This is a genomic window from Paenibacillus sp. FSL W8-0194, assembly GCF_037969745.1.
In the GTDB taxonomy this organism is placed as follows: domain Bacteria; phylum Bacillota; class Bacilli; order Paenibacillales; family Paenibacillaceae; genus Paenibacillus_AQ; species Paenibacillus_AQ cookii.
In genome coordinates this window covers 5,959,539-5,971,592 of record NZ_CP150205.1, presented here as the reverse complement: position 1 = coordinate 5,971,592, position 12,054 = coordinate 5,959,539, and the positions used below count along the sequence as shown (strand labels likewise).

At 54.6% G+C, this 12,054-nt stretch carries 11 protein-coding genes; all 11 read right to left on the bottom strand.

The window, feature by feature from the left end; all coding sequences use genetic code 11:
• Positions 1-231 precede the first annotated feature (231 nt).
• Entirely contained in the window at positions 232-717 is a 486-nt protein-coding gene (locus tag MKY58_RS27580) for a S1 domain-containing RNA-binding protein (protein WP_036712758.1), read from the bottom strand.
• Positions 718-843: 126 nt separating this feature from the next.
• The gene (locus MKY58_RS27575) at positions 844-1,206 is read right to left on the bottom strand and encodes a septum formation initiator family protein (RefSeq protein WP_036712756.1); all 363 of its coding nucleotides are present in this window, start codon (positions 1,204-1,206) and stop codon (positions 844-846) included.
• 57 nt (positions 1,207-1,263) lie between these two features.
• Positions 1,264-1,845 (bottom strand): spore cortex biosynthesis protein YabQ, encoded by a 582-nt coding sequence (gene yabQ, locus MKY58_RS27570; protein ID WP_212952154.1) that lies wholly within the window; start codon positions 1,843-1,845, stop codon positions 1,264-1,266.
• Positions 1,842-2,123 (bottom strand): sporulation protein YabP, encoded by a 282-nt coding sequence (gene yabP, locus MKY58_RS27565; protein ID WP_036712753.1) that lies wholly within the window; start codon positions 2,121-2,123, stop codon positions 1,842-1,844. The genes yabQ and yabP overlap by 4 nt, the downstream gene beginning before the upstream one ends.
• A gap of 166 nt (positions 2,124-2,289) precedes the next feature.
• Positions 2,290-2,568, bottom strand: a complete 279-nt coding sequence (locus MKY58_RS27560; RefSeq protein ID WP_036712748.1) for an RNA-binding S4 domain-containing protein — start codon at positions 2,566-2,568, stop codon at positions 2,290-2,292.
• A gap of 1 nt (position 2,569) precedes the next feature.
• Positions 2,570-2,842 carry an HU family DNA-binding protein gene (locus tag MKY58_RS27555; RefSeq protein WP_036712746.1) on the bottom strand — a complete coding sequence of 91 codons (273 nt, stop codon included), beginning with the start codon at positions 2,840-2,842 and terminating at the stop codon, positions 2,570-2,572.
• A gap of 280 nt (positions 2,843-3,122) precedes the next feature.
• Entirely contained in the window at positions 3,123-4,613 is a 1,491-nt protein-coding gene (mazG, locus tag MKY58_RS27550) for a nucleoside triphosphate pyrophosphohydrolase (RefSeq protein WP_339322866.1), read from the bottom strand.
• Positions 4,614-4,718: 105 nt separating this feature from the next.
• Complete coding sequence (locus MKY58_RS27545; RefSeq protein ID WP_339325259.1) at positions 4,719-6,365, bottom strand: polysaccharide biosynthesis protein; 1,647 nt, start codon at positions 6,363-6,365, stop codon at positions 4,719-4,721.
• A 143-nt stretch (positions 6,366-6,508) separates the two neighbouring features.
• Positions 6,509-7,051 (bottom strand): stage V sporulation protein T, encoded by a 543-nt coding sequence (gene spoVT, locus MKY58_RS27540; protein WP_339322865.1) that lies wholly within the window; start codon positions 7,049-7,051, stop codon positions 6,509-6,511.
• A gap of 236 nt (positions 7,052-7,287) precedes the next feature.
• Complete coding sequence (locus MKY58_RS27535) at positions 7,288-8,397, bottom strand: peptidylprolyl isomerase (RefSeq protein ID WP_339322864.1); 1,110 nt, start codon at positions 8,395-8,397, stop codon at positions 7,288-7,290.
• Positions 8,384-11,908: a transcription-repair coupling factor gene (mfd, locus tag MKY58_RS27530; protein WP_339322863.1), complete on the bottom strand. Its 3,525-nt coding sequence runs from the start codon at positions 11,906-11,908 to the stop codon at positions 8,384-8,386. Before mfd ends, MKY58_RS27535 begins: the two co-directional genes overlap by 14 nt.
• Positions 11,909-12,054 lie beyond the last annotated feature (146 nt).

Here is a 12,054-nt window from a genome sequence, read left to right as displayed (position 1 = left end):
GACGACGGCCCGCGGAAGCGTCGCCAATAATCCGCTATCGATTGCTATAGACAGAGCCGGAAATCAGTTGGATGCTGTCGTTAACTTTTTTTGGAAGCGACAAAAAAACCGCGGCAGGCTCGAACCTGCTGCGGTTTATTATTTTCCCCGGTATTTCGCAAAGGAAATGAAAGCCGCGTCATTCGCGGTTTCTCATGTATAAAATTTTCGCCAAAACAGGCGTTTCGTTCGTTACATGCGTTTTGCGCCGCGTCCTCCGCGCTTGGATTCCGTATGTTTCTTGATCGAAGAAATGCGTTCTTCGCTATCCTTCAGGAAACGTGACATTTTATCCTCAAACGAAGTTTTGCTGGCCGCAGGCTTAAATGGGCGCCCGCCACGTTCACGATTAAAGCCTCCACCGCCGCCAAAACGATCTCCATTTCCGCCGCCGGTGCGCTCCGGTCTTGGTCCTCTTGGAGGACGAGCTTCCGAGGCTGGCTTATCAACAGCTTGTTTGATGGAAAGCCCGATTTTGCCGTCCTTGTCGACATTGATCACCTTAACGGTAACAACATCGTTGATTTTCAGGTGATCGTTGACATCCTTGACGTAATTATCGGCGATTTCCGAGATGTGAACGAGACCCGTGACACCTCCTGACAGATCCACAAATGCTCCAAAATGCGTTATGCCTGTCACCTTGCCTTCTAACTTGGTGCCCACTTCGATTGCCATAGAATAAAATGATCCTCCCTTAAAAATATACAACAAGATTTGAGTCAAACCTTCGCTGTGGTGATTTGATTATACATAAAGCGCAAACTGAGGTCAACTGAGTAATAACCCAGTTCAGCGCCTATATTACGGGCCTGTTTCCTCGGCATGGATGGGTGTTTCTCCGGGTTTGTACATTCCGAAGTTCTTGCGGGCGAGCTGCCCGATGTACTCCGGATCGTTCAGCCTTTTGACATCGGTCATCAGCTGCTCCTTGGTCTTCTCCACGCTTAATTGTTCCTGCTTTTTCTTCGCAAGATCGGCACTCTTGTCCGCAATTTGCGATTGCTGGGAAATCATGGTGAAGCATGCCCATCCCAAAAACACGACCATAAAAGAAGCCCAGATCAATATCCGCCTCCGCGCGCCGGCGTTCTGGACGGTCCCTGCTTCCTGTTTCGATTTGGCCGTTTGCGTGCGAGCTTGTTCCCTGGCAGCATATTTTCCCATGGGCTCCTCCTTTGCATGCGTATTAGCATATATTTCTATATACGTTCGTCATTACCTCTATTCCTTCTTCGGAAACCATTTTTTCCATAGAAGAATGAGCCGGTTCAGGAGCTTGTCAAGCCAAACGGGCATCCGGAGGCGCGACGTGATCGGCCTGAGCATCCATTTCGCCAGCTTCCAGAACGGCAGCAGCAGCTTCAGCACGACGCGAAAAACGAACATCGCAAGCGCGCCCAGCATGACGGCCAGTCCCTTCAGCAGCTTCAGCAGCATCCGGATCGGCGCCCATACCAGCAGCCTGAAAAGCCGTTTCAGCACATCGATGATGTAACGCGCTGTCTTTATTAACATTACCACAAAACGCTGAGTTGTAACACTTAAGAATAAAAAATATAGCCATACCCCCAAAAAGAGTCCGACAAACACATAGAACCTGAGCTGCCCGTAGTTGCTTATATAAAGCATTCTGAACACGAATAAAGCGGCGCCGCACCAATAGAGGAGGTCCAGAACATGAAGGGTCCATCTCGGAAAATGCAGCTGGCCCGACAGCACCCGGTAGCTGTCATAGGCCAGTCCCATCGCTGCTCCCGAAAACAGCATCCAGAGCAGGGTGATCCATTGAATATGCGGACTCATTTAAACAGCTTGCCGAGCATTCCCTTATTTTTGCCGTGGGAACCGGGATCCAGGTAAATGAGGGAATGGACCATGCCTTCAATGGAGAGCAGGCCTTCCTCGAGGCTCAAATTTTTGATATGTAAATTCTGCCCTTTAATGGTCAGGTGCCCAAGTTCGGTGTGCAGCAGAAATTCTTCGCTGTCGAAGCTCTCCACATTATGGACTCCCGTCAAATTCAACTGCTTGCGGTTCAGCATATGCAGCTCATGCTGTTTGTTTTTGGCTGGCTCGATCATGGCATGTACCCCTCCTTCTTACCAATAGCTTATGGGAGGGGAATGCGGTTTAGAACCAAGTGTGCGTTCATACGCTTTCGTTTCGTTGGTTTGGCAAAAAGCAAAGCACCCCCCGGATCGAAAACCGGAGGGTGCATTTTATAAACGACTATGAAAGTGCTTCGGATTACCAATTCAAACCGTTGTCTTTTGCGATCGGTTCTTCCTTGACCAAGGAGTACAGGCTTGCGGCCTCATCCTTGCGGGTGCTCTCGGCGAGGCGTTCCACCTTCACGGTGACCAGCTTCTGTCCGAACTGCACGGTGATTTCGTCGCCGATCTTCACTGTGCTGCTGGGCTTGGCTTCCCTGCCGTTGATAAGCACCCGACCTTGATCCGAGACATCCTTGGCCACGGTACGCCGTTTGATCAGCCTGGACACCTTCAGGAATTTGTCGACGCGCATCTTATTTTACGGCTTCTTTAAGCTTGTTGCCCGCTTTGAATGCAGGAACGTTAGCTTCAGGAATTTCGATGGTTTTGCCGGTTTGAGGGTTGCGGCCGGTACGTCCGGAACGCTTGCGGGTTTCGAATGTGCCGAAACCGATCAGCTGCACTTTGTCGCCGCTTGCCAAAGCTTCGGTAATTTCGCCCAAGAAGCCGTTCAGAACGGACTCAACGTCTTTTTTGGTCAAGCCGCTTTTAGTCGAAATGTTGTTGATCAGATCAGTCTTGTTCATAAATTATTATCCTCCCAATATACAAAAAAATAAGTATAGGTGCGTCCAAGCTGCATATGCATGCAACCCTGGGGACGCCGTCTTCATGTTAGGATTTTCGCGAAAATCCTTCATGCGTATGATTATTCTTGGTGCCCTGCCAAAATTCCTGCCTGGTTCCGCCAAAAATTTAGATGAATGAGGAAATCCCTGTAAAAAAACGTCGATCGGCGTACCTTCCTCAGGTTCATGTCCGCTTTTGCGGAACCCCCGCAGACCTTTTAAGCTGATCGAATCCTTATCATACCTGATTTTTCGCCTGTTGCCAAATAGCGTCCATTTCTTCGAGGGAGCTTTCCTGAATCGTTTTTCCTTGGGCTCTCAGCTGCTCCTCGATAAAACGGAACCGGCGGACGAATTTGCGGTTCGTTCTCGACAACGCCTCTTCCGGGTCCGCGTCCAGGAAACGGGCGGCGTTGGCCGCGGCAAAAAGCAGGTCTCCCAGCTCGCCGATTTGCTCCTCGGGCGCGTATCCCTTTTCGACGGCTTCGCGCAGCTCGGCCAGCTCCTCCTCGATCTTGAGGAACACGTCGCCGATCCGTTCCCAATCGAAACCGACCTTGGACGCTTTCTTCTGAAGCTTGTACGCCTTCATGAGCGCGGGCAGGTCCTTCGGAATGCCGTCCAGGACGGACGACTCCTCCGGATTTTGGCCTTTGCGCCGCTTTTCTTCGGCTTTCATCTGCTCCCAATTTTGGAGCGCTTCCTCGGCATCCTCCGCCCGCGTTTTGCCGAACACATGCGGATGGCGGAAAATCAGCTTGTCATTGAGGCTCTGGATGACGTCGAACACGCTGAAGGTGCCGAGTTCTTCCTCCATTTGCGAATGCAGCATCACCTGCAGCAGCAAATCGCCCAGCTCTTCCTGCATATGCTCGGGATCATCCTCGTCGATCGTTTCCAAAACCTCGTATGTTTCCTCAATGAGGTTCTTCCGGATCGACTCATGCGTCTGTTCCCGGTCCCAAGGACAGCCTTCGGGACTGCGAAGTATGGTGACGATTTCGTGCAGCCGCGCGAACGTGCGCTGGCGCAGCATGTCGTCATCGCTCCGCGGCACGTAAACCAGCGACAAATTGCCGTATCCCTCCACGCGGTCCAGCTCGTACAGAGGAACGCGCAAAACCTTCTCCTGACCCTCCACGCCAAGCGCATGGCCGACGATGACCGTGTAGTCGTCCGGATACAGCTCCATCAGCGCCAGCTTCACGTCCGACGCCGTAAATGCGTCGTACACTTGCCCGATGACGGTATGCAGCTGCGGCTGCAGAAAGCTTGCATTCAGCCCGCTGGCATCAAGCAATTGAAAGCCTTCGATCGGGTCGAAGCCCAGGCGGATGAACGCTTCATCCAGAAAAGACTCCCCGCCGAGGACGGCCAGTTCGATGCCTTCGCTTCCGCAGCGTTCGCGGAGCATCTGCACGGTGGACTCCGCCACCATCGGATGTCCCGGCACGGCATAGACGATCACCGCGCCGTCCGCGCCTGCCGTCGCCTTTTCGATCAATGCGTCGGCGATCGAAGCATAAACCTCGGGAAACGAATCCTTCGCTTCATAAATGTAATCGAACGACCGGACTGTAACCTGCAAATCGTCCAAAACCGACATCATCGGATGTTCCTTCGTCCGGACGTAGACCTCGGACGCCTGCTGCAATTGTTTCACGATGCCGACCGTCAGGCGGTCCGGATTGCCCGAACCCAAGCCGACGATGGTTATGGATGCACCCATCCTTCATCCCCCCGCTCTATTTACCATTCTTCCGGTATTTGGTAGCAGCTATACTATATCATGGCTTTCTCATAGAAAAAAATCATCGGCCCCGCAGCATTCGGGTTACGCCAACAGCCGAAGCCTCCGCATCAGGTCGGCGAGCGGAGCGCCGACCTTGGGCACCATGCGCAGCTCCTGCTCGCTGAGCAGGCGGGTTCGGACGGCGCCGAGCAGAAACACGGCGCCCCCGGCCGCGGCCCCGGCAAGGCTGGCCGCGGCGGCCGCCAGGCGGGCGTGCAGCCCGAGCGCGGACAGCAAAGCGTCCGCGGTGAGCATGGCGGCGCCCGCCGCAAGCGCCATGCCGGCGAGCACGGCTGCCGGCATGGCGAGGGCCCGGCCTGCGCCGATCCGCAGGCCGGCCGTGCGGGCAAGCAGCGCGATGTTCAGCGCTGCGGCCAGTAAATGCGCGGCGACGCTGGCGATGGCCGCGCCGGTAATCCCCAGCTGCGGAACCAGCAGCAGGTTCAGCAGCGCCTTCGCCGCCGCCGCGGCCAGCAGATGCAGCGCCGGCGCTTTGACGATGCCGAGCCCTTGAAGCAGGGCGGCGGAGATGATGCTCAGCGCGCTGCCCGCCGCGGTAAAGGCGATCCAGCGGATGACGCCCGTGCCCGTCCCGTCCTCGTACAGCGCGATATTGATCGGCTCGGCCAGCACGGCGATCCCGATCGACGCCGCCATGCCGATCAGCCAAAACCAGCGCAGAGACAGGCGGCACCGCTCGGCGATCACCTTCTTGTCCCCCGTCGCCTTCGCTTCAGCGAGCGCGGGGATAAACAACACCGACAGCGAGGTGGCCAGCATCGTGACGAGCTGCACCACCGGCATGCCGCGGTTGTAAATGCCGAACTGCACCATCGCCCCCGCTTCACCCGCTCCGCCGCTTTTCAGCAGCCGCGGCATGGTAAAGGTGTCCGCCAGATTAACCAGCGAAATCGCCAGCGCGCCGAGGCAGATTGGAATGGCATATTTCAGCATATCCCGAAATAAACGGCCTCCGGATTGCCGGGGCTGCTCCTTGCCGGCTTCATCCCCGTCCCTGGTCCCTGCTGAAGGTTTCCCTCGGCGCGCATACCCTCTCCAGTATCCGCCCATGACAACAAGACCGGCAAGCCCGCCGGCCGCCGAACCCAGAAGCGCCCCGGCGGCGATCGTCTCCGCCGACGCCCCCGCCGATGTCAGGTATACGAGCAAAATGATCATGACGGCGACGCGTACGATCTGTTCCGCAATTTGCGACACCGCGGTCGGCATCATGTTCTGGTAGCCTTGAAAAAAACCGCGCAGCCCCGTCATCAGCGGAACGAACAGCAACGCGAAGGATGAGGCCCGAAGAGCCGGGACGACGCTTGCGTTGCCGATCATCCAGCCAATAATCGGCGCCCCGAAATAAACGGCCGCCCCGAACAATAGGCCCGACACGATCAACGCTCCGGAGGCGATGCGGATCACCCGCAAGCTCCGGGACCGTCCGCCCAGCGCCGCATCCTCCGCGACGAATTTGGCGACCGCCGACGGAAACCCGGCCAATGCCACCGTGATGATTAACGTATATAACGGATAAACGGTATTGTATATGCCAAAAACCGCGTCCCCGCCCATGTTTTGCAGCGGAATTTTTTGCAGCGTTCCGATCAGCTTCGACAGCACCATGGCGATGCCGAGCACGAATGCTCCCTGCAATATTTTGGAGGATGTCCCCGGTTCCTTCATGCCTCTCGTCCCTACTTCTCCCAAGTTTTATACCCTTAAACGGATTACATCTCTCCATTATACCTGGGAAAACGGAAACATAAAAACTCCCGCCTTTCCAGGTAGCGCCGCCAGCGCCGCCCTGAAGCGGGAGTTTGCCTGTTTTACTGCTCCATTTGTTTGCCGAGAAACGCAGCCGCGGTTTCGGCCATTTTGATTTCCAGCTGTGACATTTTCACGGAGTCGTCCTTGCTGAGTAGAATGACCGTTCCGATCGGGTCGCCGCCCGAAATGATCGGCGCCGCCACGAAAGAAGACAGCGTTTCCTGGTGATCCTTGGTGATTTCGTAGCTGCCGCCGCCGGTCTCCAGCAGCGTTTTGCGATTATCCATGCAGTTTTCGATCGGAGTGCCGATCGGCTTCTCCAGATACTCCTTCTTGGAGCCGCCCGCTACCGCAATATAGGTATCCCGGTCAGAAATGATGGTTATATGTCCCGTGCCTTCGTAAAGGGATTCGGCATATTCCTTGGCAAAGTCGCCAAGCTCTCCGATCGGGGAATATTTCTTCAAAATCACTTCACCATCGCGGTCTACAAAAATTTCAAGCGGATCTCCTTCGCGGATTCGCAGTGTGCGTCTGATTTCTTTAGGGATGACCACTCTGCCCAGGTCATCAATACGGCGGACTATTCCAGTAGCTTTCATTAACATGTTGCCCCGCTTTCTCGAGAAGATTTTTCAACTACTGTTCGGATGGGAAGATGTGTGTCCCAGTAATATAAGTGTGATATCTGACCATAGTATTCATCCTTTCCCAAATCCTTATACATGATGTTGGAATGAATAGTTGCGGTCCGATACAGATTGTACCCTTCACGGATGCCTATTTTTGCCCACGCAAAAACGCGGATTTCTCCGCGTTTAATGCCGCTTAATCCTTGTCATTTTCCGCTTGTGCCTTCAGCCTTCTCGACTTTCTCCGTGTAAGGCTGCGGAGATTTCCCGTCCTTGGCTTCCGAACCGGTCTTCTCCTTCTCCACGCCGCCCTGCGGCTGCTGATCTTCCGTTTTCGGCAGGTCGATTTTCTGAATGATGTCCTTGAGCTGGTTTTGGATGAAGTTGTCGATCTTCGCCGCGCCCAGGTTGTATTTGATGATTTCCTTCTGTTCCTTGGTCAGCTGATCGAACGTCGTCTCCTTCCGGGAGTCTACCTTAACGATATGATAACCAAGCGTCGTTTCGAACGGATCGCTGATTTTGCCCAGCGGCAGCGTCAGCACCTGCTCCTTGAATCCGTTAATGTTATATTGGCCGACGGTAAAGTTCTCGTACAAACCGCCGCTTTCCTTGGTCGCCGAATCATCGGAGTATTTTTTGGCGATGTCCGCGAAGTCTGCTCCCTGATCCAGCTCGGACTTGACGTCCTTGGCGATTTTGAGTGCCTCTTCCTTGGTGCGCTCTTTCTTGTCGCCATATTGCAGCCCGATCAGGATGTGATGCAGGGTGGCTACCGTGTACTCCTGCTTGTTCGCCTCGAATTTATTTTTGACCTCGTCTTCCGTCACTTTGCTGTTCATGTCGGTCATGGCCGTCATCGTTTTGACGAGATAATTCCGGAGGTCCTCCTCCTTCAACTGCCGGCTCTCCAGTTCCTTTTTGAACTGTTCTTCGCCCATCTTCTCTTTATTTTGCCCGATCAGCTGGTCGGCTTGCTTTTCCCCTTCTTTTTTCGAGGATTCCGCCGCCTTGCTGCTCAAATAATCGAAAGCGATCATCTGCTTGACCAAAAAATTCTGAAAATAACTGAGATTGACCAGCTGTGCATCATCCGGGGACGTAAAAGAGATGATTTTTTTCTGGGTCTCAAGCTCTTTTTCCGTGATGCTTCCCCCTTTATAGGTTGCCACCACTTTGCTCGTGTCTTTCGGTTCGGCAGCATCCTGCTGCTCATCCGCCCCGCTTTTTTCGCAGGCAGCCAGTACGGCAAGCATCATGGCCGAGACCACCGTCAAGATGATTCCCTTCCATGCCTTCCTTCTATTGAACGACATCCTGAAGTTCCTCCTTCGATTTGAACAGCTCCCGAATGGCCGCCAAAAAATCCTCCAGCAAACCAAGCAGCTGTTTGTCGTCGAGTCCCTTGCCCTTGATGCGGATCAATAAATGAGACTCCTGCTCAAATTGTACACGTCTTTCGAACTTATTGCCAATCTGGGCAAGTTTGGAGGTGCTGATTTTTTTCTCCTGGCCTTCGTAAAACTTCAGCAGCAAATCGTCGCCGCGGCGGTTGATCGAGTCGATGCCGTACATTTTGCCGTAAATCTTCAGGCGGGCCACCGCAAGCAGGTTGACCACCGCTTCAGGCAGCTCTCCGAACCGGTCGAGCAATTCGTCCTCCAGCTCTTTTTCGTCGTTGAACGTGCCGACGGCCGCAACCTTTTTGTAGATTTCGATTTTTTGGATGCTGTCATAGATGTAGTCGGCAGGCAAATAAGCATCGATGCCGATGTCGATGACGGTATTCCAAGATTTGGACGGCTCTTCTTTTTCGCCGAGCATGGTGACTTTCCGCTTCTTGATTTCTTCGGCCAGCATTTGCGAATACAGGTCGAAGCCGACGGAAGCGATAAAGCCGTGCTGCTCCGCCCCGAGCAGGTTCCCTGCGCCGCGGATGGACAAATCGCGCATGGCGATTTTGAAGCCGGAACCAAGCTCCGTGAACTCCTTGATCGATTGCAGACGTTTCTCCGCAACCTCCGTCAGCACCTTGTCCCGCTGATACGTAAAATAAGCATAAGCGATCCGGTTGGACCGGCCTACGCGGCCGCGCAGCTGGTACAGCTGAGACAAGCCCATTTTGTCCGCGTCGTGCACGATCAGCGTGTTGACGTTCGGAATGTCGACCCCGGTTTCGATGATGCTGGTGCTGACCAGCACGTCGTATTCGCCGTCAAGAAAATCGAGGATCGTCTTTTCGAGCTCCGATTCGGACATTTGGCCGTGGCCGACGCCTACTCTCGCTTCAGGCACCAGCGCGCTGATCTGGCTCGCCATTTCCTGAATGCCCTGCACCCGGTTGTAGAGATAATAAACCTGGCCCCCGCGGCCAAGCTCCCGTTCGATCGCCTCGCGCACCAGCGTCTGGCTGTGCTCCACCACGTAGGTTTGCACCGGAAAACGGTTCTCCGGCGGCGTCTCGATGACCGACAGATCGCGAACGCCCAGCATCGACATATGCAGCGTGCGCGGAATCGGCGTTGCCGTTAACGTCAGCACGTCCACGTTCGTTTTCAGCTTTTTGAGCTTCTCCTTGTGGGTCACGCCAAAACGCTGCTCCTCGTCGACGATCAACAGCCCGAGGTCCTTAAATACAAGATCCTGGGACAACAGGCGATGCGTGCCGATGACAACGTCGACCGTCCCTTGGCGGACGCCCTTGATCGTCTCGTTCTGCTCCTTCCGGGAACGGAAGCGGCTGAGCACCTGGATGTTGATCGGATATCCCGAAAAACGCTCGCGGAACGTTTCGTAATGCTGCTGTGCCAAAATCGTCGTCGGAACGAGCACCGCTACCTGCTTGCCCTCCATCGCCGCCTTGAAGGCCGCGCGGATCGCCACCTCGGTTTTGCCGTAGCCGACGTCGCCGCAAAGCAGCCGGTCCATCGGACGGTTTTTCTCCATATCCTTTTTGATTTCCTCGATGGCCCGCAGCTGATCGCGCGTTTCGTCGTACGGGAACATTTCCTCGAATTCCCGCTGCTCGGGCGTATCCTTTTCGAACGCGTAACCCGGCGTGGCTTGCCGTTCGGCGTAAAGCTTGATCAGATCATCCGCAATATCCTGCACGGACGAATGGACCTTGCTTTTGACCTTGTTCCACTCGTTGCCGCCCAGCTTGTAGATTTTAGGCTCCTTGTCCTCCGAGCCGACGTACTTTTGAATCAGGTCGATCTGCTCGATCGGCACGGACAGCTTGTCGCCGCCGGCATACAGAATATGCATGTAATCCTTATGGATGCCGTTGATTTCGAGCGTGCCGATGCCCATGTATTTGCCGATCCCGTGGTTTTGGTGGACGACGTAGTCGCCGACCTTCAGCTCGGTATAGCTTTTGATGCGTTCGGCATTGTCCATGTTTTTGCCGAGCTTGCGGATTTTGCGCTGCTTTTGCGAGAACATTTCTCCTTCGGTAATGACCGCGAGGTGGATCGAAGGCATCTCGAATCCCGTCTGCAGGTTGCCCTGCATCATGACGGGCTCTTCGATGTTATAGTCCTGCAGGACGCGGCGCATCCGCTCGAGCCGTTCTTCGCCGCTGGCCAGCATGATGACCTTGACGCCGGATTTATGCCAGCGCTCCATCTCCGATTTGAGGACGTTCATTTGACCATGGAAATCCTGCATGCCGCGGCTGATGAAGTTCAAAATGTTTTGCGGCTGCGTATGGGGCACCTGGCGCAGGAAGATGGACATGAAAATGGTCTGGAAAGGACGATGATAGAGCACGGCCTCGTTTTCGACCGAAAGAAGCAGCTGCGGCAACGTTTTACCGTTTTGAAGCAAATGCAGGTTCCATTCGGCCTCGTCGCGCTCCAGTTGTCTTGCCGTTTCCAGGAGGCGGGCCGGCTCGTCGAGTATCAATACCGTGTCTTTGGGCATGTAGTCGTACAGCGTCTTGCGCTCCGGATAAAGGAGCGAAATATATTTATAGATTTCGGGAAAATAGACATGCTCGCGCAAAAGCTCCATTTCCCGGTTCATCTCTTCGGTCAGGCGCAGCTTGGCCTGGCGGTCCGTCATTTTGCCGAGCTGCTCCTCCAGCAAATGTCCTGCGGCTTCGGCTGCTTGGACCAACCGCTGCTGATCCGCGATAATCTCTTTGCAAGGGGTAATGGTAACTTCCTTGACTTTGTCGATGGAACGCTGATCTGCCGGGTCGAAGGTGCGGATGGAATCGATATCTTCATCAAACAGCTCGACGCGGTAAGCAAGCTCGGAGGTCATGGGATAAAAATCGATAATGCCGCCGCGCAGGCTCATCTCGCCCTTGCTTTCCACGCGCTCCACGCGTTCGTACCCCATCTCGATCATGCGCAGCATGAATTCGTCGACGTTCAGCGTGCCGCCGTCTTCGATCCGGATTTGGGACTTCCCCATCACTTCGGGAGCAGGCAAAAACCGCCGTACCCCGGAAAAAGGCGCGACGACGACCCCCGTGAATCCCTGCGCGCATTTCATCAACACGTCGATCCGCTGGGCAAGCGTTTCCGGACTGGATACGGCCGATTCGGCGGCAACCAGCTCATTGGCCGGGTACAGCAGAACGTTTTCCGGAGAAAGCGCTTCCTGCAAATCCTCCGCGATTTTTTGCGCCGAAAACATGTTATGAGTCACGATCAGCATCGGGCGCTTCACTTCTTCGTACAATGCCGCCAGCATGATTTGCCGCGCGGAGCCGGACAGACCCGATACCAGCTGTTCTTTCATGCCTGCTTTTACGCCGGCGGTGACGGATTGCAAATCCGGATCTTTGGAAAACGCTTCTATAAGTGCTTGTAACAAAAGGGGCACCTCTCTCATGCTAACTTTTCTGGATTTTGAAAAATCCTCTTGTTATTTAAAAACTTCAATATTCCGAAAAAATCTACCAATAGGTCATCCCGGGGAATACCGAAAAGAAGCCTCAGCAAAACTGCCGAGGCCCCGAA

What these genes read in the sequence shown, in the direction of transcription:
- MKY58_RS27545 (WP_339325259.1), bottom strand. Translation starts at nt 6,365, where the DNA reads ATGAAGGAACCGGGGACATCCTCCAAAATATTGCAGGGAGCATTCGTG.
- yabP (WP_036712753.1), bottom strand. Translation starts at nt 2,123, where the DNA reads ATGATCGAGCCAGCCAAAAACAAACAGCATGAGCTGCATATGCTGAAC.
- spoVT (WP_339322865.1), bottom strand. Translation starts at nt 7,051, where the DNA reads ATGAAAGCTACTGGAATAGTCCGCCGTATTGATGACCTGGGCAGAGTG.
- MKY58_RS27555 (WP_036712746.1), bottom strand. Translation starts at nt 2,842, where the DNA reads ATGAACAAGACTGATCTGATCAACAACATTTCGACTAAAAGCGGCTTG.
- MKY58_RS27580 (WP_036712758.1), bottom strand. Translation starts at nt 717, where the DNA reads ATGGCAATCGAAGTGGGCACCAAGTTAGAAGGCAAGGTGACAGGCATA.
- MKY58_RS27535 (WP_339322864.1), bottom strand. Translation starts at nt 8,397, where the DNA reads ATGTCGTTCAATAGAAGGAAGGCATGGAAGGGAATCATCTTGACGGTG.
- yabQ (WP_212952154.1), bottom strand. Translation starts at nt 1,845, where the DNA reads ATGAGTCCGCATATTCAATGGATCACCCTGCTCTGGATGCTGTTTTCG.
- MKY58_RS27575 (WP_036712756.1), bottom strand. Translation starts at nt 1,206, where the DNA reads ATGGGAAAATATGCTGCCAGGGAACAAGCTCGCACGCAAACGGCCAAA.
- mazG (WP_339322866.1), bottom strand. Translation starts at nt 4,613, where the DNA reads ATGGGTGCATCCATAACCATCGTCGGCTTGGGTTCGGGCAATCCGGAC.
- MKY58_RS27560 (WP_036712748.1), bottom strand. Translation starts at nt 2,568, where the DNA reads ATGCGCGTCGACAAATTCCTGAAGGTGTCCAGGCTGATCAAACGGCGT.